The 23,770-nt window shown below is 62.2% G+C and carries 24 protein-coding genes and 1 tRNA gene; 13 read left to right on the top strand and 12 right to left on the bottom strand.

Going from position 1 to position 23,770, the window contains the following annotated elements:
• Window positions 1-15: 15 nt before the first annotated feature.
• The 4 genes from mutT to LQK84_RS22455 all read right to left on the bottom strand — a co-directional run bounded on the left by mutT (window position 16) and on the right by LQK84_RS22455 (window position 3,357).
• Window positions 16-420 carry an 8-oxo-dGTP diphosphatase MutT gene (gene mutT, locus LQK84_RS22470; RefSeq protein ID WP_230831024.1) on the bottom strand — a complete coding sequence of 135 codons (405 nt, stop codon included), beginning with the start codon at window positions 418-420 and terminating at the stop codon, window positions 16-18.
• Entirely contained in the window at window positions 420-1,181 is a 762-nt protein-coding gene (locus LQK84_RS22465; RefSeq protein ID WP_230831023.1) for a GNAT family N-acetyltransferase, read from the bottom strand. The genes mutT and LQK84_RS22465 overlap by 1 nt, the downstream gene beginning before the upstream one ends.
• 4 nt (window positions 1,182-1,185) lie before the next feature.
• Window positions 1,186-2,427, bottom strand: coding sequence for a bifunctional glutamate N-acetyltransferase/amino-acid acetyltransferase ArgJ (gene argJ / locus LQK84_RS22460; protein ID WP_230831022.1), 1,242 nt, complete (start codon window positions 2,425-2,427; stop codon window positions 1,186-1,188).
• A 72-nt stretch (window positions 2,428-2,499) separates the two neighbouring features.
• Complete coding sequence (locus LQK84_RS22455) at window positions 2,500-3,357, bottom strand: peptidylprolyl isomerase (protein WP_230831020.1); 858 nt, start codon at window positions 3,355-3,357, stop codon at window positions 2,500-2,502.
• Window positions 3,358-3,426: 69 nt separating this feature from the next.
• Here LQK84_RS22455 and LQK84_RS22450 point away from each other — a divergent pair, with 69 nt between their 5' ends.
• Window positions 3,427-3,657: a hypothetical protein gene (locus LQK84_RS22450; RefSeq protein WP_230831018.1), complete on the top strand. Its 231-nt coding sequence runs from the start codon at window positions 3,427-3,429 to the stop codon at window positions 3,655-3,657.
• 135 nt (window positions 3,658-3,792) lie between these two features.
• Window positions 3,793-6,498 (top strand): preprotein translocase subunit SecA, encoded by a 2,706-nt coding sequence (gene secA, locus LQK84_RS22445; RefSeq protein ID WP_230831017.1) that lies wholly within the window; start codon window positions 3,793-3,795, stop codon window positions 6,496-6,498.
• Window positions 6,499-6,663: 165 nt separating this feature from the next.
• On the opposite strand, the gene LQK84_RS22440 is transcribed toward secA, so the two are convergent.
• The gene (locus LQK84_RS22440; RefSeq protein WP_230831016.1) at window positions 6,664-7,650 is read right to left on the bottom strand and encodes an NAD-dependent epimerase/dehydratase family protein; all 987 of its coding nucleotides are present in this window, start codon (window positions 7,648-7,650) and stop codon (window positions 6,664-6,666) included.
• Window positions 7,651-7,773: 123 nt separating this feature from the next.
• On the opposite strand from LQK84_RS22440, the gene LQK84_RS22435 reads away from it, so the two are divergent.
• Entirely contained in the window at window positions 7,774-9,189 is a 1,416-nt protein-coding gene (locus LQK84_RS22435) for a lipopolysaccharide biosynthesis protein (RefSeq protein ID WP_230831014.1), read from the top strand.
• Window positions 9,190-9,233: 44 nt separating this feature from the next.
• A complete protein-coding gene (locus tag LQK84_RS22430) occupies window positions 9,234-10,436 on the top strand; it encodes a GNAT family N-acetyltransferase (protein ID WP_442967006.1) in 1,203 nt (400 codons plus the stop codon).
• A 22-nt stretch (window positions 10,437-10,458) separates the two neighbouring features.
• On the opposite strand, the gene LQK84_RS22425 is transcribed toward LQK84_RS22430, so the two are convergent.
• From LQK84_RS22425 to LQK84_RS22410, 4 genes are all read right to left on the bottom strand, one after another.
• Window positions 10,459-12,078 (bottom strand): AMP-binding protein, encoded by a 1,620-nt coding sequence (locus LQK84_RS22425; protein ID WP_230831011.1) that lies wholly within the window; start codon window positions 12,076-12,078, stop codon window positions 10,459-10,461.
• A 68-nt stretch (window positions 12,079-12,146) separates the two neighbouring features.
• Window positions 12,147-13,841, bottom strand: a complete 1,695-nt coding sequence (locus tag LQK84_RS22420; RefSeq protein WP_230831010.1) for an ArnT family glycosyltransferase — start codon at window positions 13,839-13,841, stop codon at window positions 12,147-12,149.
• Between the two features lie 80 nt (window positions 13,842-13,921).
• Complete coding sequence (locus LQK84_RS22415) at window positions 13,922-14,236, bottom strand: hypothetical protein (protein ID WP_230831008.1); 315 nt, start codon at window positions 14,234-14,236, stop codon at window positions 13,922-13,924.
• A 37-nt stretch (window positions 14,237-14,273) separates the two neighbouring features.
• Window positions 14,274-14,358, bottom strand: a tRNA-Leu gene (locus LQK84_RS22410).
• Between the two features lie 216 nt (window positions 14,359-14,574).
• On the opposite strand from LQK84_RS22410, the gene LQK84_RS22405 reads away from it, so the two are divergent.
• Together LQK84_RS22405 and LQK84_RS22400 are read left to right on the top strand one after the other, a co-directional pair.
• Complete coding sequence (locus LQK84_RS22405) at window positions 14,575-15,168, top strand: YqaA family protein (RefSeq protein WP_230831007.1); 594 nt, start codon at window positions 14,575-14,577, stop codon at window positions 15,166-15,168.
• A gap of 14 nt (window positions 15,169-15,182) precedes the next feature.
• Window positions 15,183-15,686: a disulfide bond formation protein B gene (locus tag LQK84_RS22400; protein WP_230831005.1), complete on the top strand. Its 504-nt coding sequence runs from the start codon at window positions 15,183-15,185 to the stop codon at window positions 15,684-15,686.
• A gap of 300 nt (window positions 15,687-15,986) precedes the next feature.
• Here LQK84_RS22400 and LQK84_RS22395 read toward each other — a convergent pair whose 3' ends face one another.
• Both LQK84_RS22395 and LQK84_RS22390 read right to left on the bottom strand, forming a co-directional pair.
• A complete protein-coding gene (locus LQK84_RS22395) occupies window positions 15,987-16,544 on the bottom strand; it encodes an HNH endonuclease (RefSeq protein ID WP_230831004.1) in 558 nt (185 codons plus the stop codon).
• Window positions 16,545-16,671: 127 nt separating this feature from the next.
• The gene (locus LQK84_RS22390) at window positions 16,672-17,319 is read right to left on the bottom strand and encodes a DNA-3-methyladenine glycosylase family protein (protein ID WP_230831003.1); all 648 of its coding nucleotides are present in this window, start codon (window positions 17,317-17,319) and stop codon (window positions 16,672-16,674) included.
• Between the two features lie 43 nt (window positions 17,320-17,362).
• Between LQK84_RS22390 and gluQRS the strand changes: the two genes are divergently transcribed.
• Complete coding sequence (gluQRS, locus tag LQK84_RS22385) at window positions 17,363-18,250, top strand: tRNA glutamyl-Q(34) synthetase GluQRS (protein ID WP_230831001.1); 888 nt, start codon at window positions 17,363-17,365, stop codon at window positions 18,248-18,250.
• Here gluQRS and LQK84_RS22380 read toward each other — a convergent pair.
• Window positions 18,185-19,132 (bottom strand): YihY/virulence factor BrkB family protein, encoded by a 948-nt coding sequence (locus LQK84_RS22380; RefSeq protein WP_230831000.1) that lies wholly within the window; start codon window positions 19,130-19,132, stop codon window positions 18,185-18,187. The genes gluQRS and LQK84_RS22380 overlap by 66 nt on opposite strands.
• Window positions 19,133-19,245: 113 nt before the next feature.
• Between LQK84_RS22380 and LQK84_RS22375 the strand changes: the two genes are divergently transcribed.
• The 6 genes from LQK84_RS22375 to LQK84_RS22350 all read left to right on the top strand — a co-directional run bounded on the left by LQK84_RS22375 (window position 19,246) and on the right by LQK84_RS22350 (window position 23,591).
• Window positions 19,246-20,076 carry an SDR family oxidoreductase gene (locus tag LQK84_RS22375; RefSeq protein ID WP_230830999.1) on the top strand — a complete coding sequence of 277 codons (831 nt, stop codon included), beginning with the start codon at window positions 19,246-19,248 and terminating at the stop codon, window positions 20,074-20,076.
• A 25-nt stretch (window positions 20,077-20,101) separates the two neighbouring features.
• Window positions 20,102-20,299 carry a twin transmembrane helix small protein gene (locus LQK84_RS22370; RefSeq protein WP_230830998.1) on the top strand — a complete coding sequence of 66 codons (198 nt, stop codon included), beginning with the start codon at window positions 20,102-20,104 and terminating at the stop codon, window positions 20,297-20,299.
• 6 nt (window positions 20,300-20,305) lie between these two features.
• Window positions 20,306-20,884 (top strand): cob(I)yrinic acid a,c-diamide adenosyltransferase, encoded by a 579-nt coding sequence (locus tag LQK84_RS22365; protein ID WP_230830997.1) that lies wholly within the window; start codon window positions 20,306-20,308, stop codon window positions 20,882-20,884.
• A 4-nt stretch (window positions 20,885-20,888) separates the two neighbouring features.
• Window positions 20,889-21,602, top strand: a complete 714-nt coding sequence (locus LQK84_RS22360; RefSeq protein ID WP_230830996.1) for a rhomboid family intramembrane serine protease — start codon at window positions 20,889-20,891, stop codon at window positions 21,600-21,602.
• Window positions 21,603-21,889: 287 nt separating this feature from the next.
• Window positions 21,890-22,639: an electron transfer flavoprotein subunit beta/FixA family protein gene (locus LQK84_RS22355; protein ID WP_230830995.1), complete on the top strand. Its 750-nt coding sequence runs from the start codon at window positions 21,890-21,892 to the stop codon at window positions 22,637-22,639.
• 22 nt (window positions 22,640-22,661) lie between these two features.
• Window positions 22,662-23,591, top strand: coding sequence for an electron transfer flavoprotein subunit alpha/FixB family protein (locus tag LQK84_RS22350; protein ID WP_230830994.1), 930 nt, complete (start codon window positions 22,662-22,664; stop codon window positions 23,589-23,591).
• Window positions 23,592-23,770 lie beyond the last annotated feature (179 nt).

Raw genomic sequence — 23,770 nt, 5'->3', positions numbered from 1 at the left:
GAAAGACTGTCCCGATCAGAGAAGATCCTGCAGGAACGGAATCAGCGGTTCATCCGCGGGGGGCATCGGAAAATCGCGCAGCTGGGCGGCACGGACCCACTTGATCTCCTGGCCTTCGGCGCCGCGCGGGATGCCTTCGTAGCGTCGGCAGACATAGAGCGGCATCAGGAGATGGAAGGTTTCGTAGGTGTGGCTGGCGAAGGTCAATGGCGCGAGACACGGCACCTTCGTCTCGATCCCCAGCTCCTCGCGAAGTTCGCGGACCAGGGTTTCCTCGGGCGTCTCGCCCGGCTCGACCTTGCCGCCCGGAAACTCCCAGAGGCCGGCCAAAGCCTTGCCCTCGGGGCGCTTCGACAACAGGATGCGATTGTCCGTGTCGATCAGGGCGCAGGCCGCGACAAGGAGGATGGATCGGCTCATCAGGCTTTCTCCCTGCGCCAGTAGCAGTAGCGGTAGGTTTCCTTGAACCCGAGTTCCGCGTAGAGCGCCAGTGCCGCCGCATTGGCCGTTTCAACCTGGAGCCAGCCCGTCACGGCACCGCGAAGACGGGCCCATTTCAGGGCAGCCACCGTGATCTGCCGTCCGAGACCCTGACGACGTTCCTCGGCCGCGACGGCGACCTGCTGCAACCCGGCAAGATCGCCGTCATGTACGCAAAGCGCGACCGCCTTTGGATGATCGCTGGTCTCGCCGAGAATGAACATGCCCGTCTCCGGCTGCAGAGCACCGAAAAGCCGCTCCATCGCCGCGCGAGGGGTTCGGCTCTTCCCGCCTTCAACCGCGATGCAGGCATCGACGAAGCGCGCCACGTCGTGGCTGGGGATCATGTCGAGGCCCGTGACCTGCGCATAGTCGGACAGCGTGACGGTCTGCACCGACACGTCGCCCTCGCTGCGCCAGCCGTTCTTGCCGAGCCATTCGATAAGCTGCGGCGGGCAAAGCGGCGTCTGCTTGACGACCAGCGATGCACCGGCCGCCTGGTACCATGCCTCGACACGGTCGATGCGTTCGCCGATATCACGCGTATCGCCCGGATCGAGCGGAACGAGGCAGTTCGCCCGCCGCGTCGCATGACCCGGCGTCAGCCGCTTCTGCCAGCTTCCCTCATATTCGACCGTTTCAGCCGGCCAGGCGCGAAATCCTGCCGCCTCGAGCCGCCGAACGGCGGGAAGGCTTGCCATGCGCTCAGCTCCGGTAATCGCCGTTGATGGCGACATATTCCTTGGTGAGGTCACAGGTGTACACCGTTGCCTTGCCGTTGCCGAGACCGATATCGGCCCGAATGGCAATGTCTTCCTTTTCCATGACGGCGGTCGTCGCCGCTTCGGAATAAGCGGGATCGCGTTCGCCGTCGACGGCAACGCGGATATCGCCGAACCAGATGGCGAGCTTGTCGCGGTCCGCCATTTCGCCGGACTTGCCGACAGCCATGACGACGCGGCCCCAGTTGGCGTCTTCGCCGGCAACCGCCGTCTTGACGAGGGGCGAATTGGCGATCGACAGCGCGATGCGCTTGGCGGCGGCGTCGCTTTCGGCGCCCGTCACTGTAACAGCCACCATCTTGCGCGCGCCCTCACCGTCGCGAACGACCTGAAGTGCGAGATCCATGAGAAGATCGTTGAGCGCCGCCTTGAACCCTTCAAGGCGCGCATCAGCCGCATCCTCGATCTTCGGCTGGCCGTCGGCAGAAGCAGCACCGGTTGCGAAGAGAAGCAGCGTGTCGGAGGTGGACGTGTCGCTGTCGACCGTCACCGAGTTGAACGACGGACCGACACCGGCGGACAGCAGACCCTGCAGGGCCGCGGGTGCGATATCGGCGTCGGTCGCCACGAAGGAGAGCATCGTCGCCATGTCGGGCGCGATCATGCCGGCGCCCTTGGCAATGCCGTTGATCGTGACCTTGACGCCGGCGATCTCGGCGGAACGGGTGGCAACCTTCGGATAGGTGTCCGTGGTCATGATGGCCTTGGCGGCCTCATGCCAGAAATCTTGCTTGCCATCCTTGGCGAGCGTGTCGAGCACGCCGGCGAACTTGGTCGCGTCCAGCGGTTCGCCGATGACGCCGGTGGAGGCGAGGAACACTTCGCCTTCCTGGCAGCCGGCGGCCGCGGCAGCAGACTTTGCCGTCAGCGCCGTGGCCTCGCGACCCTTCTTGCCGGTAAAGGCATTGGCATTCCCGGAATTGACAACGACCGCACGGGCAACGCCGCCGGCCAGGTTCTGGCGGCAGAAATCGACCGGCGCAGACGGGCAGCGCGAACGCGTGAAGACGCCGGCAACGGCGGCCGGCTGGTCGAAGACCATCATCAGCACGTCGGTGCGACCCTTGTACTTGATGCCGGCAGAGGCGGTCGCCATGCGCACGCCGCGCAAAGCGGGCATGTCGGGAACGGTTTTGGGAGCGAGCGGAGAAACGGTGGCGGACATGTTGCTTCCATCAGGACTTGGACGGGCAGAGAAGAAAGCGCGGGGCCCTTCCGGACCCCGCACGAGAGCAGATTACTGCTGCTGTTCCTTGCTGATTTCTTCGTAACCCTTCTTCAGGTTCTCATCCAGAACGTCGACCTTCGTGCCTTCCTTGGCCTTCGTCAGCAGCGCAAGATACTTGTCGCGCATGACGAGCTGGCGGATCTGGTCCTTGACCTGGTCAAGCGCCGGCGGAGGCGCCATGCGCGTGTCTTCGACCTTGATCACATGGAAGCCGAACTGGGTCTTGACCGGGGTCTTGGTGTATTCGCCCTTCTTCAGCGCGAATGCGGCATCTTCGAATTCCTTGACCATGCGGCCCTTGCCGAAATAGCCGAGATCGCCACCTTCCGACTTGTTCGGATCGGAGGACTTGGCCTTCGCGAGTTCAGCAAAATCCTTGCCGGCGTCGAGGTCCTTGATGATCGCCTTGGCTTCGTCCTCGGTCTTGACGAGGATGTGGCGGGCATGAATTTCTTCCTGCGGCGGGATCTTCTTGATCTCGGCGTCATAGCGCGCCTTGATCTCGTCGTCGGTCACGGTGTTGACGACATACTTGCGGAAATAGGCGTTGTGCAGTTCGCGTTCGCGCAGGAAGGCAAGACGCTTCTTGAACTCGTCCGTGTTCTCGATGCCGTCGGTCTGGGCAACCTTGGCAATCGCCTTCACGTCGATGGCGGCTGAAAGAGCAGCCAGCTTCTTCTGGTCGTCAGGCAGCTGGGCCAGCTGCGGATCGAGATTGGCTACCCCGAGGTCGATATCGGACTGGTGGATTTCCTGGTCGCCGACCTTGGCAACGACCGGATCGGCGCCGTCGGCGGCATAGGCCGCACCGGACAGTCCAAATGCGGCAACGACAGCCGCAACAAGCATTTTCTGACGATTGAGCATGTTCAAACCTTTCAAGATCCGGGCGCTGAGGGGGATCAGCGGCCCTTGTAGGAAGTCACGGCCACCGGAATGTGGCGAATTGATAGCGTCAGACGGCCCCCGGAGCGCGGCACGGAGCGGGCAGCGGGTGATCGCGCCGGCACGAGCCAATCCATCGGGGTCTTCTTCATCAAGGTGCAGCAACTATCAGCTAAGCACCTCAAGATGAAAGATTTTTCGCCTTTCCTGCAGGCATTCGCGCAATTTCCGCCTCAAAGGACGTTGAAAGCCCGCAAAGCGCCTGCCCGCAAGGGCCGTTGACATCACTTGGCCCCCCTCTTATCTGTCACGCAACTTCGCGTCCAGATGGGTTTCTGGGCTCAGCGCGGTTCCTGTCCCCTTTTTTAGGGTGGCGGGCATCGCGACAAGCAACCAAAACGAGAAAGGACCATCCTGATGGTCAGCCTTGGCGGTATCGCCCGCAAACTTTTCGGCTCCTCCAACGATCGCCGCATCAAGTCCTATCGTCCCGACGTCGCCGCCATCGGCGCGCTGGAAGACAGCATGAAGGCCTTGAGCGACGCTGAACTGGCCGGAAAGACTGCGGAATTCAAGGCACAGATTGCGGAAGGCAAGTCCACCGACGATCTCGTCGTGCCGGCCTTCGCAGTGGTGCGCGAAGCCGCCCGCCGCTCGCTCGGCATGCGTCCCTTCGACGTCCAGCTCATGGGCGGCATGATCCTGAACGACGGCGACATCGCCGAAATGAAGACCGGCGAAGGCAAGACGCTCGTCGCCACGCTCGCCGTTTATCTGAATGCGCTCGCCGGCAAGGGCGTCCACGTCGTCACGGTCAACGACTACCTTGCAAGCCGCGACGCCCAGCAGATGGGCAAGCTCTATGGCTTCCTGGGGCTCACCACCGGCGTCATCGTGCACGGTCTGGATGACGAAGAGCGCAAGGCGGCTTACGCCTGCGACATCACCTATGCGACCAACAACGAACTCGGCTTCGACTATCTGCGCGACAACATGAAGTTCGAGCGCGGCCAGATGGTCCAGCGCGGTCACTACTATGCCATCGTCGACGAAGTGGACTCGATCCTCGTCGACGAAGCACGCACGCCGCTCATCATCTCCGGTCCGCTGGATGACCGCTCCGATCTCTACAACACGATCGACGCCTTCATTCCGATGCTCTCGGAAGGCGACTATGAAATCGACGAGAAGCAGCGCTCCGCCAACTTCTCCGAAGTCGGCACGGAAAAGCTCGAGAACCTGCTGCGCCAGGCCGGCCTGCTCAAGGGCGAGGGCCTATACGACATCGAGAATGTCGCCATCGTCCACCACATCAACAACGCGCTGAAGGCCCACAAGCTGTTCACCCGCGACAAGGACTACATCGTCCGCAACGGCGAGATCGTCATCATCGACGAATTCACCGGCCGCATGATGCCGGGCCGCCGCTATTCGGAAGGCCAGCACCAGGCGCTGGAAGCCAAGGAAAAGGTGCAGATCCAGCCCGAGAACCAGACGCTGGCCTCGATCACCTTCCAGAACTATTTCCGCATGTACGACAAGCTCGCCGGCATGACCGGTACGGCCTCGACGGAAGCGGAAGAGTTTGCCGACATCTACAATCTCTCCGTCATCGAGGTTCCGACCAACCTGCCGATCAAGCGTCTCGACGAGGACGACGAAGTCTACCGGACGGCGGAAGAAAAGTACCAGGCGATCATCACAGAGATCAAAGCCTCGCATGAGAAGGGCCAGCCCGTTCTCGTCGGCACGACCTCAATCGAAAAGTCGGAACTGCTCGCAGAACTCCTGCGCCGCGCCGGCTTCGACAAGTTCGCGGTTCTGAACGCCCGCTATCACGAACAGGAAGCCTTCATCGTCGCGCAGGCCGGCGTTCCGGGTGCCGTGACGATCGCCACCAACATGGCCGGCCGCGGTACCGACATCAAGCTCGGCGGCAATGCCGAGATGCGGATCGAACAGGAACTCGGCGATCTGCCGGAGGGTCCCGAGCGCGAGGCAGCGATTGCCGCGATCAACGCCGAAGTTCAGGTCCTGAAGGAAAAGGCACTCGCTGCCGGCGGCCTCTATGTTCTGGCCACCGAACGCCACGAAAGCCGCCGCATCGACAACCAGCTGCGCGGCCGCTCCGGCCGTCAGGGTGACCCCGGCCGTTCGAAGTTCTACCTGTCGCTCCAGGACGACCTGATGCGCATTTTCGGCTCCGAGCGCATGGATGGCATGCTGCAGAAGCTCGGCCTCAAGGACGGCGAAGCCATCGTCCATCCGTGGATCAACAAGGCGCTGGAACGCGCCCAGAAGAAGGTCGAAGCCCGCAACTTCGACATTCGTAAGAACCTCCTGAAATACGACGACGTTCTGAACGATCAGCGCAAGGTCATCTTCGAGCAGCGCATCGAGATGATGGATTCCGAAGACCTTGCGGAAATCATGACCGACATGCGTCACGAAGCCATCGACATGATCGTCGAGAAGCATATCCCTGAGCGCGCCTATGCCGAACAGTGGGATGCGGCCGGCCTGAAGCAGAGCATCGCGGAAATCCTCAATCTCGACATTCCGGTCGAGGAATGGATCGCCGAGGAAGGCATTGCCGAGGACGACGTCCGCCAGCGCCTGATCGAGCTTTCCGACAGGGCAGCAGCCGAGAAGGCCGAGCGTTTCGGTCCTGAAATCACCGTCTATGTCCAGCGTTCGATCCTGCTGCAGACGCTCGATGGCCTGTGGCGCGAGCATATCGTCAACCTCGACCACCTGCGCTCGGTCGTCGGTTTCCGTGGCTATGCCCAGCGCGACCCGCTGCAGGAATACAAGTCGGAAGCTTTCGAACTCTTCCAGGCGTTGCTCAACAACATGCGCCAGGTCGTCACCAGCAACATGTCGCGCGTCGAGATCATGCAGGAGCCGCAGCAGCCGGAACTGCCGCCGATGGAGGCACACCATATCGACGGCTCCACGGGCGAAGACGAGTTCTCCGCCGTGCAGGCCCTCATGGCTGCCGCACCGGAGACGGAACGCGACCCGAACCAGCCTTCGACCTGGGGCTATGTCGGCCGCAACGAGCCCTGCCCCTGCGGCTCGGGCAAGAAGTACAAGCACTGCCACGGCGCGCTGAACGCCTGATCAGGAAAATGCATGAAGGGCACGGAGTTTGTTCCGGCGCCCTCACCCTGAGGAGCCTGCGCAGCGCGCAGGCCTCGAAGGGTCATGCCACGAATGCGATCCTTCGAGGCCGCCCTGCGGGCGGCCCCTCAGGATGAGGAAGGGACTGACAGAGCGACTGCTCCCTCAAGTCTTCAGGTAATCCCGGTAAGCCGCAATCGTCCGCAGCAACCCGTCATCGAAGCTGAAGGCCGGACGCCAGCCGAGCACATCCCGCGCCTTGGAGCAGGAAAGCTGCATGTCGGGAATTTCCGACTTCGCCGTATCGTTGATGACGATCTCCGGCTCCACGCCCATCAGCGCGCCGATCCGGGCAATCAGCTCCAGCATGTTGAGATTGGCTTCAAGCGAAAAGTTGAAGGCCTCGCCGAAACCCTCTTTCGCATCCGCAAACCGTTCGATCAGCAGATGGTTCACCAGCACGGCGTCCTCGATATAGAGGAAATCGCGGGTGAAGCGCCCGCTGGAGCGCAGCGTCACCGGCTGACCTTCCAGCAACTGCTTGATCGTGTAGGGGATGATGCGGTTGAAGTTGAAATCGTAGCCGCCGAAATAATTCCCGCAGCGCACCGTTACGGTCTTCAGCCCGTATTGCTTCGCATAGGTCGCCGTCAGGTGCTCCTGCGCGACCTTGGCCACCTCATAGATATGCGTCGGCGTCAGCGGCATATCCTCTGTGAAGGGAATCGGATTGCCGGAATAGACCTTGTCGGTCGTGTGCGAGATGAACAGCGTCTCGGGGCTCAAACGGCGAAGCCCGTCCAGCAGGTTGAGCGTCGAGCGCGCGCTGGTAACGAAAGTCAGCGAAGGGTTCTGCGCGGCAAGCGTTACATCGCCGACCGCCGCCAGATGGATGACGACATCCGGACGCACCCCCGCGATCAGTTCATCGACCGCCGTGGAATCCAGCAAATCGATCCGCGCTTCCTCGCACCGCTTGTCGAAGCCGCACATGTAATATTGCGCCAGATCGTTCTTGCGGATCGAGCTACCCGGATTGAGCGCTGCAACGACCCGATCGCCGCGCTCCAGGAAGGACGAAACCAGCCAGCCCCCCAGAAAACCCGTGGCTCCAGTGAGGAGGATCGTCTTCGTCATGCGCCCGTCAACCATCGGAAATCTCCGCTTTTTCCGAACAAAGTTCTAAACATTTCGGTCAGGAATAGCGAGGCGGCAAAACCCTTTCTTAACGCTGAATATGCAACTCTGAATTAGAGCCTCCAGACAAGATGGGCCATGACCGCTTTAGAAGATTTGGGCAAAACGCCGGATGCGCACGGACAGGCGCGTTTGCGGCAATTGATGGCGATGCTGATCGTGGTCCTCAAGGGCGGCGATGCGGAAGCGCGCGCGCAGCGCATGGCGCTCTCCGCCTTTGCCATTCGCGTCGTCAGCGCGGCCATCGCCTTCGTCTCCCAGATCATCCTTGCCCGCCTCATGGGCAATTTCGAATACGGCCTCTTCACCTTCGTCTGGGTGATGACGATCCTGCTCGGCAACCTCTCCTGCCTCGGCTTTCACACCACGATCATCCGCTTCCTTCCCGAATATCGCGAAGCCGGCGCAAACTCCGAAATCCTCGGCCTCACCTCGACCGCCCGGCTGTTTTCCATGTCGGTGGCCACGGCCGTCGGTGCTGCGGGTCTGGTTGCGCTCTATTTCCTCGGCAGCCACATCGAATCCTACTACGTGATGCCGCTCTTCCTCGCCATCTTCGCCTTGCCCATGGTGGCGCTGGGGGACGTTCAGGAAGGCACCGGCCGCGCCAATAGCTGGCCGATCGCGGCGCTGACGCCGACCTACATCATCCGGCCGCTCCTCATCCTCGTCTTCATGGCCGGCGCGGTAAAGCTCGGTCACCCGCCGACGGCGCATACGGCCATGGTTGCAGCACTCGCCGCCGTCTACCTGACGTCCGTCAGCCAGTTCGTCTTCGTCATCACCCGTATCGGACGCAACTACCCCGCCCCCAAGCGCACGATCGACTTCGGCAACTGGTTCAGGGTCGCGATCCCGATCTTCTTCATCGAAGGCTTCCTCTACCTGCTGACCAATTCGGATGTCGTCATTGTCGGCTTCTACCTGAACCCTTCCGATGTCGCGATCTACTTCGCCGCCGCCAAGACGATGGCGCTCGTCCACTTCGTGTTCTTCTCCGTGAAAGCCGCCGCCAGCGCCCGTTTCTCGACGCTTTGGGCCGCCGGCGACAAGGATGGGCTCGCGCATTTCGCACGACAGGCGGCACGCTGGAGCTTCTGGCCGTCGCTGGCCATCGGACTGCTAGTGCTTGTCGCCGGCAAGCTGCTGCTCTCGCTCTTCGGTCAGGCCTTCGTTGTCGGCTACCCGCTGCTCGCCGTCCTGCTCGTCGGCATTCTTGCCAAGGCCTCGATCGGACCCGGCGAGGCTCTGCTGTCCATGGTGGGCGAACAGCGCCGCTGCGTTGCCATCTATGCGACGGCACTTGCCGTCAATCTCGGTCTCAACATGACGCTGATCCCGATCTACGGGCTCTACGGCGTGGCGATTGCCACATCCGGCGCCATGGTTTTCGAAGCGCTTGCGCTCCACATCACGATCCGCCGCAGGCTGGGCATTGCTCTCTCTGCCTTTGCCTTCAATCCGGCGAAACCAGACATTCGAGGTCAATCATGATCGACCCGGCCCTTCCCCATCAGACCGCAACGACATCCGCCGACATGGCGGACGAGACGGTTCGTGAAACCCGCAAGGTCGAGGTGGGCAGAGCCGGCCGCGCCCTCTATTTCTATGAGGCCCAGGCCGGTTTCGAACTGCAGAGCGAACTCGACTATCTGTCGAACCGTGCCGTCGAGCCCAATGTCTTCTTTTCCGGCCAGTTTCTGGCGCCGGCGCTGCCGCGGCTGGAGGAGAAGCAGATCCGTCTCGCCATCCTGCGCGATACGGAGGGCCGCAACCGCGCCCGTTTCCTCATGCCGTTTTCGGTCGAGCGTCAGGGCCTCGGCCTCGGCTCCTCGATCATCCGTGTCTGGGCCAACCATTTTGCGCCGCTCGGCACGCCGCTGATCGACGCCGAAGGCGCGGCCGAGAGCATCGACAACATGCTGGAAGGACTGGCTGACCCGAATTCGGCACTGCCGCAGGTTCTGGTCATTCCGGACATGAAGATCAACCGTCCGGCCGCGCAGTTGATCCGAGCCACCGCGATGAGCCGGAACCTGCCCATCGCCACCACGGACGAGCGCGAGCGCCCCATGCTCGAAAGCCTGCTCGACGGCGAAGCCTATATGGCTGAAAGCCTCTCCTCGAAACATAACCACGAGATGCGCCGTCAGTGGCGCAAGCTCTCGGAACGAGGTGAGGTTGCCCACAACGTCGCCCGCCAGCCGCGCGATGTCGTCAGACGCATGGAGGAGTTCCTGCTGCTGGAATCGAGCGGCTGGAAGGGCAAGGAAAAGACGGCGCTGACGATCGACCGCCTGCGCTCGGCCTTTGCTCGCGAGGCGATCTACAATCTCGCCCAGGCCGACAAGGTCCGCATCCACACAATCGATCTCGACGGCCAGGCCATCGCATCCCTGATCGTGTTCCTGAGTGCCGGTGAAGCCTACACCTGGAAGACCGCCTACAACGAAGCCTACGCGGATTGCTCGCCGGGGAAGATCCTGATGTCCAAGGTCACGGAATGGCATCTCGATGACGCCAACATCGTGCGTACGGATTCGCTTGCCGTTCCCGACCATCCGGTGATGAGCCGGCTCTGGCGCGAGCGCGATGCAATGGCAACGCTGATCATCGGCCTGACACCCGGCCGCGACCGCGATGTCCGCCAGATCGCCAGCCAGCTTCACCTCTACCAGAACACCCGCGACGTGGCACGCAAGCTGCGCGACCGCATCATGTCGCTCCGCGGACGGAAGTGAAGCAACGGCGCGCGGCGGCAGGTCAGCCCCGCGCCCTGAGCTCCCGGCGGATGATCTTGCCCGTCGTCGTCATGGGAAGGGCTTCGAGGAATTCGATCTCACGCGGATATTCATGCATCGAGAGGCGGTGCTTGACCCAGTCGCGGATCTCGCCAGTCAGGTCCGGCGTCTCCTCGTAACCATCCTTCAGCACGACAAAGGCCTTGACGATCTCGGTCCGCAGCGGATCGGGCTTGCCGACCGCCGCCGCCAGCCGGACTGCCGGATGGCCGAGCAGGCAGTCTTCGATTTCGCCGGGCCCGATGCGATAGCCGGACGAGGTGATGACATCGTCGTCACGACCGAAGAACTCGAAATAGCCCTCCTCGTCCATCACGCCCTGATCGCCCGTCGTCATCCAGTCGCCGATGAACTTCTTCTCGGTCGCCGCCTCGTTGTTCCAGTAGCCGAGGAACATCACCGGATCGGGCCGTGCAACGGCGACCTGACCCGCAACGCCCGCCGGCAACACCTCGCCCTTCTCGTTGATGATCGCAACGCGGTGGCCCGGCACGGGCTTGCCCATCGAGCCCGACTTCGTCACGCCATAGCGCGCGCTGGCAGAGAGCACGAAATTGCACTCCGTCTGACCATAGAATTCGTTGACGGTGATCCCGAGCGTGCTGCGCGCCCACTCATAGGTCTCGCGACCGAGAGATTCCCCGGCGGAGCCGATCGTGCGCAGCCTGAGATCAAAGCGCGCCAGCGGATTTTCGACCGGACGCAGCAGTCGCAGCGCCGTCGGCGGAATGAAGGCGTTGCGCACGCCCATCTCCGCCATGATCCGGAACGCCATTTCCGGATCGAACTTCTGGCCCGGCGACGAGACGACCGGGACACCGAGAAGCAGAGCCGGCAGAAGACAGTTGAGAAGGCCGCCAGCCCAGGCCCAGTCCGCCGGCGTCCACATCTTGTCCCCGTCCAGGCCAAGATCAGGGTGGGCAAACTGGATGCCGGGCATATGGCCTGCCAGCACCCGATGGCCGTGAAGCGCGCCCTTGGGCGGGCCTGTCGTGCCGGACGTATAGATCATCAGCGCCGGGTCGTCCGGACCCGTTTCGGCCTGCGCAACAAGCGGCGGATGGGTGGCGATCAGGTCGTCGAAATTCAGAACGCCATCATCCTCGTCCCCGACGAGGATGATGTGTTTCAGCGCCGGCAGGCTGCCGCGAACATCCTTCAGCTTGGCAAGGCCGAACCGGTTCGTCACCACGACCTCGGCGCCGGAATCGTTGAGTCGGTATTCGATGGCGTCGGCACCGAAGAGAAGTGCCAGCGGCAAGGCAACCGCCCCGATCTTGTAGGCCGCCACATGCGAAATGACTGTCTCGAAGCCCTGCGGCAGCAGGATGGCGATGCGGCTTGCCCGCTGGACACCGAGCGCAACGAACGCCGCGGCCAGTCGGGACGAGCGGTCCGACAATTGCCCATAGGTCAGGTTGATATGGTCGCCATCCGGGCTGAAGTGTTCAAGACAGACCCGCTCAGGGTCTCGTTGAGCCCAATCGTCGCTGACCGCGCGACCCATGTTGAAGTCGGCAGGTATGTTCCAGGCAAAATCCCGGACTAGCTCTTCGTAAGTCTCGCGTGACGGCAACAGCATGGAGCATCGATCCTTTGTGCACTGCGGAATAGCACCGAATGCAACAAAGGATCAAGCTTGAACGATTTTCATGGCTTCAGACGCGCCACCAGAACCGTCTGCAAACGCCCGGAAACGTTGGTGTTCCATGCCGTGAACGAGCCGAGCTCGACAAGCCGACCGGCGTGATCGAGAGCCTTCAGGGCCTCGTACTGCTCCCGCGTTGCAACAAGCGCATGCTCGCCGGGAGCGGCGAGGAAGGCCATGCGGCCCGCCTGATCGCCCGGGATGTCGCGAATGGGGCTGTCGACCGGCCAGCCAACATAAAACACAAGGCTGGGCTCGAGATAGTCGGCCTCGAAGATCGGCGTTCCCGGCTTGAACTCCTTGCGCAGCAGCTCGGCGACGGGCTTGGAGAGCTTGATGTCCTTCTCGATTGCCGGGATGACCAGAAGGAACATGCTTTCCATAAGCAGGAAGACGGAAACGAGAGCCACCCGCATCGCGGTTTCGAATTCGCCCTCCCGATGCAGGACGGAAATGCGGAACGCAAAGCCGATGCAGCCGAGCGCGATCACGACCAGGGCCACCTTCAGCAGGAAGGTCGGCGCAAGCACCACGACCGCCAGAAGGGCCGCAGCCAGCCCGGCGATCTGCAGGATATAGAGCCAGCGCCCAATCCGCAGCGAGGCGATGCCGCCGGCAAGGTTGCCTGCAACGAGACCACCAGCGGCAATTGCAAAGGCCGGGATCATCGGCTCGATGTAATGCGGCAGCTTGGTTGCCGCGAGCGAGAACATCACGAAGCCCGGCACCATCCACGACAGCAGGAAGAGCCGCGGCGACGGGCTTCCGAGGGCGGCAGCACGGCGCGAAACACCGACGAGTGCGGCGGGCAGGAACAGCGTCGACGGCATGAAACCGATGAAGAGCGTCGGGATATAGGCCGGCAGGAAAGCGAGATACCCCAGCCAGCCAGCTGCGCCGTGGTTCTGCATGGGCTTCAGCGCACGACCGATGACATGTTCGCCAATGCCTGCCTGCAGCATTTCGCCATTGCTCATGTTGTTGGCCGGAATGGCCCAGAGCAGGAAGATGCCGACGCCGACAAAGGTCGCGACCGCTAGGGCCACCATCTGCCAGAACGGCGCGCGCTCATCACGCCGGGTCAGGAACCAGGTGATGGCAACCGCAGGAACGATGACGGCCGGGCCAACCGGGCCCTTAGTCAGCAATGCCAAGGACATCGCGACGAGGAAGACTGCGGCCTTGAACCAGAAGCCCTCACGCTCCTGCATGATGGCGAGGAAGGCCCAGAGCGCCAGGCAGATAAAGGCGACGAGAACGGCATCCAGCATTGCAGTGATGCCGAGATAGATGCTGAGCGTCGACGACGCGAAGACCAGCATGGACCACAGCCCGGCGCGACGGTCGAAAAGCCGGCTGGCAATCAGGAACACGAGAAACGCGGAGGCAGCCGTGGCCGGCGCCGAGACGAAGCGGGCGCCGAACTCGTTCTCACCGAAAATGTGCATGAAGAACATCATCAGCCAGTAGATCAGCGGCGGCTTGTCGGGGAAGACGGCGTCGTTATACGTCGGCAGGATCCAGTTGCCGGACTGGATCATCTCGACGGCGGCACGCGCATAGAAGGCCTCGTCACGATCCCAGAACATCGTCGTGGGCATCAGCGTCATCAGGAAAAGCGCGATGCCTACCGAAATCAGGAAGGGCAGCCAGAGACTGCCTGCGCGGCTAGCCGGAGAGTTCGCGTTCGCGATCATCTAAACCTCGAAAATCTGTGCCGGATCCGGCATTTGGCGGTCTTTTATTGCGCCAGTGTGGAAATTGGAAGGAAAAGCTGTCAACGCACCATGGAGACGCGCAGCTCGCAGGTGCGCGGAATGAGGTAGCGTCGCGCCGTGATATCGCCGGTAACGACATTGACGTAGAAGTCGCCCGGCCACGCCAGAACCGGGATGAGAACCCCATCCGTCCTCCAGCTCGGGCAAGCACCGGCACCGGCAAACTGTGCCATGGCGACAAAGCCGCCAAACAACAGATAAAGCACGGCCCCCGCTATCAGCGCATTCCAGCGCATGCCGAGAAACACAAATAGGCCGGTGATCAGCGCGTACGCGACCACGGACAGCAAGACCATCATCAAGAGGTTCTGCATTGAAATCGCACCTTGCGCTTCTGGGGTGAAAGGCCTGTGGTGCCCCATGCCGGGGTCGAACCAGCACTCCTTGCGGAACTCGATTTTGAGTCGAGCGCGTCTACCAATTCCGCCAATGGGGCATCATCCGTTGCAACATGCGAAGCAAGGCCGGGACGCGCCGGACTATACGGACAGGCTATCGCCGGTCAACCGGAAAATGTCGTTGCATGCAGAGCTTGGCATCCGAATTGACGAAGTGTTGAACGCCAGCCGAATTTACAGCACCGCCAAAGCCCGCTATTGCAGCACAGCAAAAGCCGGCCAACCCCAATCCGGTGAACACGCGAAGGACTTCCATGCTCCGCAGACTTTATGACTGGACGATCTCGCTGGCCGCAAGGAAAAGCGCCGAAGTCTGGCTGGCCGTCATCGCCTTCGTCGAAAGCTCCTTCTTCCTGGTGCCTGCCGATGTGCTCTTCCTGCCCATGGCGCTGGCACGGCCCGAGCGCGCCTGGCGCTATGCGCTGATCGCCACCGTCGCCTCCGTTCTCGGCGGCATTCTCGGCTGGTATATCGGGCATTATGCCTTTGAGGCCGTGGCAAAGCCTGTGCTTGAATTCTACGGCAAGCTGGAGACATTCGAGCGCCTGAAGGCCGAAACCGGCTTTGGCATGATCGTGCTGCTGCTGATCACCTCGGGCCTTGCCCACCTGCCCCCCATCAAGGTCGTGACCATTCTCGCGGGCGTTGCCAATGTGCATCTCGGCCTGTTCATCATCACGGCCATCGTGGCGCGCGGCGCCCGCTTCTTCCTGCTCGCGGCTCTTCTGAGAATCTACGGCGAGCCGATCCGCGAGTTCATCGAAAAGCGGCTCGGGCTGATCGCCGGTGCAATCGCCGCCCTCCTCATCATCCTCTATCTCGTGCTGCACTACCTGCACGCATCCTGACGATCGGCAAGGCCATGAACGCTTCCGCAAAGCCACAGCTCCTCCCCGCTCTCATCCTCGCCGTCGGCATGGCGGCAACGGTCGGGACCGCGCTCGGATTTCAGTATATCGGCGGCTACATCCCCTGCGCGCTCTGCTACATGGAGCGCGAGCCCTATTATTATTCGATCCCGGTCGCGATCGTGGCGGCCATTGCCGCGCTGATCAACATGCCGTCCTGGATCGTCAAGGCACTGATCGCCATCATCATGGTCGCCATGCTGATCGGCGCGGGGCTCGGCACCTATCACGCCGGCGCCGAATGGGGCTTCTGGCCCGGCCCATCGACCTGCTCGACCCCGGTCAACGCCGTGACCAAGGACGCCGGCAATCTGCTGAGCGACCTCAATTCCGTACACGGCCCGTCCTGCACGGAAGCAGCGCTCCGCGTCCTCGGCCTCTCCTTCGCCGGCTGGAACGTGATTGCCAGCCTCATCCTCGCCGGCATCGCCGCCTGGGGCATCGGCCGCAAGGCTTGAAGCTCGCTGCGGCACCCTCCAACGGTGCCGATTTCAGATCAGAAATTCGTCGGGGTGAGCCGAAAACGGTGCTGCCGAGAACCGGAGCGGAGCGTACCTGACGGTACGTGAGCACCGGAAGCGCAGGCAGCGCCGTTTGCAGGCCACCTGAGTCCGATTCTAAGACGTGCAGAAATTTTCGGCGGCGTGGCGAAAATAAGGTCGGGCGAGAACCGGAGCGGAGCGTACTCGAAGGTACGTGAGCACCGGAAACGCAGGCCGACCTGATTTGCAGCCCGCCGCCGGAGATTTATGCGCGTCTTAAGGTTGGAGTTCGCTGTCCCAGTAGAGATAATCGATCCAGCTTTCATGCAGATAGTTCGGCGGGAAGAAGCGGCCGTTGTTGTGCAACTCCTGCACCGTCGGGTGCCATGGCTTCTGGCGCGGATGCATGCCCGCCTGATGCGGAAGCTTGGAGCCCTTGCGCAGATTGCAGGGCGCGCAGGCGGTGACGATATTGTCCCAGCGGGTCTCGCCGCCATGGGCGCGCGGGATCAGGTGGTCGAAGGTGAGTTCGTCCTCCGAGCCGCAATACTGGCACTCGAACTTGTCACGCAGGAAGACGTTGAAGCGGGTGAAGGCCGGATAGCGCGCCGGCTTCACATAGCTTTTCAGGCAAACGACGCTTGGCAGGCGCATCGAGAATGTCGGCGACGAAACCGCGTGATCGTATTCCGCGATGATATTCACGCGGTCAAGAAAGACCGCCTTGATCGCGTCCTGCCAGGACCACAGCGACAAGGGATAATAACTCAGTGGCCTGTAATCCGCGTTGAGCACCAGCGCGGGCAAGGACTGCGGTGAGACTGCAATCGTCAAGGCGTTCTCCTGATCGATTCGGCATCTGCAATTCCTATACTAGGCTTGTTTTGACGCTATTGTGAAGCCCCTGCGAAAAGCCGGAATTACTTCGTTTTCCCGTGGCTTGCGCGGTGTCAAAAACGGCTCAGCCCAAGGGGTCGGCAGCCCGGCGCAACTGGCGGGAATAGAAGGCCCAGAAGAGCCGCGCTGCGACAGATCGCCACGGTGACCAGCTTTCGGCAAAGGCCGCGAGCCTGCGACCGTTCAATTTCTCATCATGGCCGAAAGCATGGTGGACAGCGTGAACCAGCGCGATATCGCCAACCGGGAAGATATCCGGATGGCCGGCGCAGAACATCAGATAGACCTCCGCCGTCCACGGCCCCACGCCCTTGACTGCGCTCAAATGCGCAATCGCCGCCGCAGTCTCCAGACCACAAACGCCTTCCAGATCGAGTTGGCCCGCAAGCTCCGCCTCGGCGATAGCCAGCAACGTCGAGGCCTTGGCTCGCGAAAGGCCGACGGCAAACAGGCCGTCCGCGCCAAGGTCCCTGACCCCGGCCCCGGTCACGCCACCATCGAGCCTTGCCACAAGCCGCCCGAAAATCGCCGAAGCCGATGCCTTCGACACCATTTGTGAGACAACGATTTCGGAGAGCCCCGCAAAGCCCGCCGGCTGCAGCCGAAGCGGCACCGGACCGGCCTGCGCGGCGATCTCATCAAGACGCGGATCAAGCGCCACCAGCGCATCCAGCCCGCGGGCAATATCGGCCTCACATGTAATCGGCTGCACGGCCCCTCCTTGGCATCGGGTGCAAATTCTGGAAAGACAAGCTATGCCCGAAAAGCCCGCCACCACGCCACCCGTTTTCCGCTTCGCGCCGAGCCCGAACGGCTATCTGCACCTCGGCCACGCGCTGTCCGCTCTGCTCAACCACGATATGGCACGAGCAGCAGGCGGACGCCTGCTGCTGCGCATCGAGGATATCGACATCACGCGCTGCCGGCCGGAATATGAACAGGCAATCCACGACGACCTCGCCTGGCTCGGTATCAACTACGAACGCCCCGTCCGCCGGCAATCGGAACACACGGACGCCTATCGTGAAGCACTCGACCGCCTGGCAGCCATGGGCCTCATCTACCCGGCCTTCATGAGCCGGGGCGAGGTCAAGCGTCTGGTCGCAGAGGAAGAAGCGGCCGGAAGTGAATGGCCGCGCGATCCGGATGGCGCACCGCTCTATCCGCCGCTCGACAAAAGCATCCCGAAACCTGAAGCCGAAGCGCGTATCGCCGCCGGCGATCAGCATGTCTGGCGGCTCGATATGGCAAAAGCGCTGGCGCTAGTCGGCAAGGCTCCATCCTTCACGGAAACCGGCCCCACGCACGCCGGCACGCTGACGCTCGATCCCGCCGTCTGGGGGGATGTGATGCTCTGGCGCTGGGACGCACCGTCAAGCTACCATCTCTCCGTCGTGGTGGACGATGCGCTGCAGGGCGTGACCCATGTCGTGCGCGGCCTTGATCTCTTTGCGGCAACACCGGTTCACCGCCTGCTGCAAACGCTGCTCGACCTGCCCGCGCCCATCTACCACCATCACCGCCTGATCCTTGGCGAAGACGGTCGCAAGCTGTCGAAGAGCCAGGGCGACACCGCGCTAGCGGCGCTGCGGGCTGACGGCCTTTCGCCCCTCGACATCCGCCGGCGCGTGGGTCTCGTCTGAGCCGGCATGGGCGGGAAAGGCATGCGCCGGCGTTCGGCTGAACATGCGAAATACCCGGAATTTCATCATCGCCGCATTGATCTCGCCGCCGATGATGAAGATCACGCCCACCATGTACAGAAACACCAGCACGATCATGATCGACGCCAGACCCGCATAGGTGCGGGTATAGTTGGCGAAGGTCGAGATGTAATAGGCAAAGACAAAGGCCGAGAGTGCCCAGGCAATCAGCGTGAAGGCAATGCCCGGAACCACCTGAATGAACCGCCGCCGCCCCGCCGGCATGTAGAGATGGACGATGAACAGCGCGACCGTCAGAACGATGATCGTGCCCCAGACCCGCCAGCTCTCGATCACCTTGATGATCGCCTGGGTCCAGGGCAGCCAGCCCTCCACATAGCCCGCAGCGAGCGGCACGACGACGAGAAAGACGCTGACCGCAGCAAGCGCGAGCACCGCAGCAAGCACATAGATGAGGCTGAGTGCGCGCGTGATGTACCACGGGCGCATCTCGTGGACGCGATAGGCACGGTTGAGCGAAATGCGCAGCGCCTCGATCCCGTTGGAGGCAAAGTAGGCCGCCGCCAGAACCGAGATCGTCAGCAAGCCGCCATGCGGAATGGTGAGAACCTGCACGACTTCCTTGGCGATCGGTTCGGCAATCGTTGCAGGCCATGTGTCGAAGATGAGATGCACCGCCGTTTCGGCAAATTCCTTCGCGCCGAGAAAGGTCGCCAGCGTCGTGCCGAAAATCAGGAAGGGAAAGATGGCCAGCAGCGACGACAGCGCGACATGGCTGGCCATCGCCCAGCCGTCATCGTCGGTGAAGTGGTAGAGGGCGTCATAGATCACCCTGTAGATCACCTTCACAAATACCGGCACCGGACCTCCGCTTTCTTCCAAGGTTGTCGTTTCAGCGTCGCGAACCATTGGCATTTCGTTGCGTCACTCTCTCGAATATGGGAAATGCAAAGGAGTTTGTACAGGAATCCCCCATGACATCTGGCAAAACGATTCTGATCACCGGCTGTTCCTCGGGCATCGGTGCATTTTGCGCCCAGGCATTGAAGGAAAAAGGCTGGCGCGTTTTTGCAACGGTCCGGCGGGAGGATGATCGCGGCCCGCTCGAAGCCGATGGCATCGAAACCTTCCTGATGGACTACACGGACCTTCAAAGCATCCGCCACCTTGTGGACGACGTGACGGCGCGAACCGGCGGCACGCTCGATGCGCTTTTCAACAACGGCGCCTACGGCCAGACCGGCGCCGTCGAAGACCTGACCGTCGAGGTACTGAAAGCCCAGTTCGACGCCAATTTCTTCGGTTGGCACGAACTCACCCGGCTCATTGTCCCCATCATGCGCCGGCAGGGCCATGGCCGCATCGTGCAGTGCTCGTCGATCCTCGGCGTCGTCCCGGCACCTTATCGCGGCGCCTACACGGCCTCGAAATTCGCGCTTGAAGGCCTGTCGATCACGCTGCGCATGGAACTTGCCGGCACCGGTATTCATGTCTGCCTGATCGAGCCCGGCCCGATCGACTCGCGCTTTCTCGCCACCGCGCTCGAGAAGTTCCTGGCGAATATCGACTATCGCAACTCGGTTCACGCCGCATCCTACGAGCGCCAGCTCCACCGCCTGAAGGGCGAACGCCGCGCCAAGGGCAAGCTGGGGCCGGAGGCGGTGATGGCGGTTCTGGAAAAAGCGCTGACCTCGCCCAATCCAAAGCCGCATTATGCCGTAACCACAGTGGCAAGGCAGGGAATGCTTTTGAAAAAGCTGCTTCCTGCGGATATGTTTTACAAACTGATCTCAAGAGTCGGCTGAACGCCGCAACCATCAAGGAAATGTCATGGGGGGATTTACCTACGTTCTGGCGATCATTTTCATGGTCGCCACCGCCCTCGTCCTGATCCGGGGCCTTTGGAACCTCCTCAGAGGTGGCAGCGGCAACACGTCCAACAAGCTCATGCAGATGCGCGTCGCCCTGCAGGCCATCGCCGTGGCGCTGATCATGCTGACACTGTGGCTGACCGGCGGGGGCCGCTGATCGCACATGGTGAAGCTCAACAAGATCTATACCCGCACCGGCGATGACGGCACGACGGGTCTTGCCGGCGGCGACCGCGTTTCCAAGACCGATCTCCGCGTCGAGGCCTATGGCGTGGTCGACGAGACCAATTCCTTCATCGGCATGGCGCGTCTGTCGACCGCCAATATGCCAAGTCTCGACCCGATCCTCGCGGCAATCCAGAATGCGCTTTTCGACCTCGGCGCAGACCTCGCCTCGCCCGGCACGCCGGAAGAGCTGGGCTATGAGCCGCTGCGCGTGACACAGAAACAGGTGGACGATCTCGAACACGCGATCGACGCGCTGAACGCCAATCTCCAGCCGCTGCGCTCCTTCGTGCTGCCCGGCGGCTCGCCGGCTTCCGCCGCCCTTCACGTTGCCCGCACGGTCTCGCGCCGCGCCGAACGCCTGATGGTGGCGCTGAACGACCGCGAGCACGGCACCATCAACCCGGCGGCGATGCGTTACATCAACCGCCTGTCCGACCTGCTCTTCGTCGCCGCCCGAGTCGCCAACGACAATGGCGCGAGCGACGTGCTCTGGGTGCCGGGGAAGGACAGATAGCACCATGTTCCTGCCGATCCACGATCAGAACGGCCTCCGATACATCAAGCGCGCCTACGTCAACTATGCCCTGATTATCGTCAACCTTCTGATCTGGATCGCCATGCGGCGCGAAACCGTGCTGGAGCAGAACACGCTCCAGATGGCGCTTGGCTTCATCCCCGGGACCGTGTTCAATGGCGACCGGCTCGATGCCTCGATCGCGCTCGTGCCGACCTGGGCGACCTTCGTCACCTATGCCTTCTTCCACATCGACACCATGCATGTTGCGGTCAACATGCTGTTCCTCTGGGTCTTCGGCGACAATATCGAGGATGCACTCGGCCACATCCGCTACGCGTTCTTCTTTCTCGCCTGCGCCGCCTTCGGGGCGCTTGTCCACGGCCTGACGGACCCGACATCGCAGCTGCCGCTGATCGGCGCGTCCGGCGCGGTTTCGGGCGTGCTCTCGGCCTATGTCCTGCTGCACCCGCGTGTGCGCATCTGGGCGCTGGTCCTCTTCGGCATTCCCCTGCCCCTTCCGGCTTTCATTCCACTCCTCTTGTGGATCGGCGAACAATTCTACATGCTGGCGACGGACCATAGCGGCATGGTCTCCTGGGGCGCCCACACGGGCGGGATCGTCGCCGGTGCCGTGCTGGTGATCATCCTCAAGCGGCGGAGCGTCCATCTCTTCGACCGCGGGACGCCGAAACCGGCGGAGGGCGGGGGCGAATAGCGGCCATCGGGAACCAAATTCCCATGCGTGAATTTGTCGCTTTCAGATGATCGACCGTGAAGATTATTGACCTTCACGTAAACGTAAGATAGAGAACTGCCCGAAACCCGGAGGCGCCGCGGATCGATTGTCCCGCGGACAAACTCCAGGTGCCGACAAAAAAATCCCCATGGCGGGGTGATGCGCGTTGAATTTGGAGGAAAAACGCTTATCCATGTCGCCAACCGGCAAACGGCCGTGTGTGGATTGACGCATGTTCCTCCAGGAAATTGCGAAGGAAGGGCTCCATGAAGATTGTTGTCACAGTGAAGCGCGTTGTGGATTACAACGTGAAGATCCGCGTCAAGGGCGACGGAACGGGCGTCGAACTGGCGAACGTGAAAATGTCTATGAACCCGTTCGACGAAATCTCCGTTGAAGAGGCGCTTCGCCTGAAGGAAGCCGGCAAGGCAACCGAAGTTGTTGTCGTGTCGGTCGGTCCTGCCAAGGCAGAAGAAACCATCCGCACCGCGCTCGCCATGGGCGCCGACCGCGGCATCCTGATCGAGACCGACGAAACCGTCGAGCCGCTCGCCGTTGCCAAGATCGTCAAGGGTGTCGTCGAAGCCGAACAGCCTGGCCTCGTCATCGTTGGCAAGCAGGCGATCGACGACGACAACAACCAGACCGGCCAGATGCTGGCCGCCCTCCTCGGCTGGGCCCAGGGCACGTTCGCCTCGAAGATCGAGATCGTGGACAGCTCCAAGGCCAACGTCACCCGCGAAGTCGATGGTGGTCTCCAGACCATCGAGATCAAGCTGCCCGCCATCGTCACGACGGACCTGCGTCTGAACGAGCCGCGCTACGCCTCGCTGCCGAACATCATGAAGGCCAAGAAGAAGCCGCTCGACAAGAAGTCGCCTGCCGATTACGGCGTCGATGTCGCGCCGCGCCTCAAGGTGCTGAAGACCGAAGAGCCGGGCGGCCGCAAGGCGGGCGTCAAGGTCAAGTCCGTGGCTGAGCTGGTATCCAGCCTCAAGTCCGCTGGCGTCCTCTAAAGTTACGGAAGGGAGAACCATCATGACCATTCTTCTCGTTGCCGACCACGACAACAAGACCCTTTCCGACCAGACCGCCAAGGCACTGACCGCTGCCGCCAAGATCGGCGGCGACGTGCATGTGCTGGTGGCCGGTGCCGGCGCGTCTGCTGTTGGCGAACAGGCTGCCAAGCTTGAAGGCGTTGCCAAGGTTCTGGTTGCCGATGACGCCGCCTATGGCCATCAGCTGGCTGAACCGGTTGCCGCCCTCATCGTGTCGCTCGCCGGCTCCTATGACGCCATCGTTGGCGCCGCAACGGCCTCGGCCAAGAACATCATGCCGCGCGTTGCTGCCCTGCTCGACGTCATGCAGATCTCGGAAATCATCGAGGTCGTCTCGGCTGACACGTTCAAGCGTCCGATCTATGCCGGCAACGCCATCCAGACGGTTCAGTCCACTGACGCCAAGAAGGTGATCACGGTCCGCACGGCCTCCTTCGCGGCCGCTGCTGAAGGCGGTTCGGCTGCTGTTGAAACCGTCGGCGCTGCTGCAAACCCGGGCCTTTCGGCCCATGTCTCGGATGCACTGTCGTCTTCCGACCGTCCGGAACTGACCTCCGCCAAGATCATCATCTCGGGCGGCCGTGCACTCGGCTCTTCCGAGAAGTTCCAGGAAGTCATCCTGCCCGTCGCCGACAAGCTCGGTGCCGCCGTTGGCGCCTCGCGCGCTGCCGTCGACGCCGGCTACGCCCCGAACGACTGGCAGGTCGGCCAGACCGGCAAGGTGGTCGCGCCTGAACTCTACATCGCCTGCGGCATTTCCGGTGCCATCCAGCACCTCGCCGGCATGAAGGACTCGAAGGTCATCGTTGCGATCAACAAGGACGAGGAAGCCCCGATCTTCCAGGTCGCCGACTACGGCCTCGTCGCAGACCTCTTCGAAGCCCTGCCGGAGCTCGAAAAGGCGCTCTGAGCCATCAAGGCATTGTGATTGAAGAACGGGTCGGCTTGCCGGCCCGTTTTTCGTTTGTGGGTAAAGACCCCCTCTGGCTGCCGCCATCTCCCCCACAAGGGGGGAGACGGATAGATGCGCCTGCAACGCCTCGATTGAGCACCGAGTTTTCCACGCCGTTTGCGATTGATGGCGCACTT

The sequence above is a fragment of the Rhizobium sp. C4 genome (assembly GCF_021026315.1).
Lineage (GTDB): Bacteria > Pseudomonadota > Alphaproteobacteria > Rhizobiales > Rhizobiaceae > Ensifer_A.
Note: the sequence above shows the minus strand (reverse complement) of the source record. Positions and strands in the feature narration are given on the sequence as shown.

What these genes read in the sequence shown, in the direction of transcription:
- LQK84_RS22435 (WP_230831014.1), top strand. Translation starts at nt 7,774, where the DNA reads ATGACCGCTTTAGAAGATTTGGGCAAAACGCCGGATGCGCACGGACAG.
- LQK84_RS22430 (WP_442967006.1), top strand. Translation starts at nt 9,234, where the DNA reads ATGGCGGACGAGACGGTTCGTGAAACCCGCAAGGTCGAGGTGGGCAGA.
- LQK84_RS22350 (WP_230830994.1), top strand. Translation starts at nt 22,662, where the DNA reads ATGACCATTCTTCTCGTTGCCGACCACGACAACAAGACCCTTTCCGAC.
- LQK84_RS22370 (WP_230830998.1), top strand. Translation starts at nt 20,102, where the DNA reads ATGGGGGGATTTACCTACGTTCTGGCGATCATTTTCATGGTCGCCACC.
- secA (WP_230831017.1), top strand. Translation starts at nt 3,793, where the DNA reads ATGGTCAGCCTTGGCGGTATCGCCCGCAAACTTTTCGGCTCCTCCAAC.
- LQK84_RS22420 (WP_230831010.1), bottom strand. Translation starts at nt 13,841, where the DNA reads ATGATCGCGAACGCGAACTCTCCGGCTAGCCGCGCAGGCAGTCTCTGG.
- LQK84_RS22415 (WP_230831008.1), bottom strand. Translation starts at nt 14,236, where the DNA reads ATGCAGAACCTCTTGATGATGGTCTTGCTGTCCGTGGTCGCGTACGCG.
- LQK84_RS22425 (WP_230831011.1), bottom strand. Translation starts at nt 12,078, where the DNA reads ATGCTGTTGCCGTCACGCGAGACTTACGAAGAGCTAGTCCGGGATTTT.
- LQK84_RS22360 (WP_230830996.1), top strand. Translation starts at nt 20,889, where the DNA reads ATGTTCCTGCCGATCCACGATCAGAACGGCCTCCGATACATCAAGCGC.
- LQK84_RS22365 (WP_230830997.1), top strand. Translation starts at nt 20,306, where the DNA reads ATGGTGAAGCTCAACAAGATCTATACCCGCACCGGCGATGACGGCACG.
- mutT (WP_230831024.1), bottom strand. Translation starts at nt 420, where the DNA reads ATGAGCCGATCCATCCTCCTTGTCGCGGCCTGCGCCCTGATCGACACG.
- gluQRS (WP_230831001.1), top strand. Translation starts at nt 17,363, where the DNA reads ATGCCCGAAAAGCCCGCCACCACGCCACCCGTTTTCCGCTTCGCGCCG.
- LQK84_RS22455 (WP_230831020.1), bottom strand. Translation starts at nt 3,357, where the DNA reads ATGCTCAATCGTCAGAAAATGCTTGTTGCGGCTGTCGTTGCCGCATTT.
- LQK84_RS22465 (WP_230831023.1), bottom strand. Translation starts at nt 1,181, where the DNA reads ATGGCAAGCCTTCCCGCCGTTCGGCGGCTCGAGGCGGCAGGATTTCGC.
- LQK84_RS22440 (WP_230831016.1), bottom strand. Translation starts at nt 7,650, where the DNA reads ATGGTTGACGGGCGCATGACGAAGACGATCCTCCTCACTGGAGCCACG.
- argJ (WP_230831022.1), bottom strand. Translation starts at nt 2,427, where the DNA reads ATGTCCGCCACCGTTTCTCCGCTCGCTCCCAAAACCGTTCCCGACATG.
- LQK84_RS22405 (WP_230831007.1), top strand. Translation starts at nt 14,575, where the DNA reads ATGCTCCGCAGACTTTATGACTGGACGATCTCGCTGGCCGCAAGGAAA.
- LQK84_RS22355 (WP_230830995.1), top strand. Translation starts at nt 21,890, where the DNA reads ATGAAGATTGTTGTCACAGTGAAGCGCGTTGTGGATTACAACGTGAAG.
- LQK84_RS22450 (WP_230831018.1), top strand. Translation starts at nt 3,427, where the DNA reads ATGTGGCGAATTGATAGCGTCAGACGGCCCCCGGAGCGCGGCACGGAG.
- LQK84_RS22400 (WP_230831005.1), top strand. Translation starts at nt 15,183, where the DNA reads ATGAACGCTTCCGCAAAGCCACAGCTCCTCCCCGCTCTCATCCTCGCC.
- LQK84_RS22375 (WP_230830999.1), top strand. Translation starts at nt 19,246, where the DNA reads ATGACATCTGGCAAAACGATTCTGATCACCGGCTGTTCCTCGGGCATC.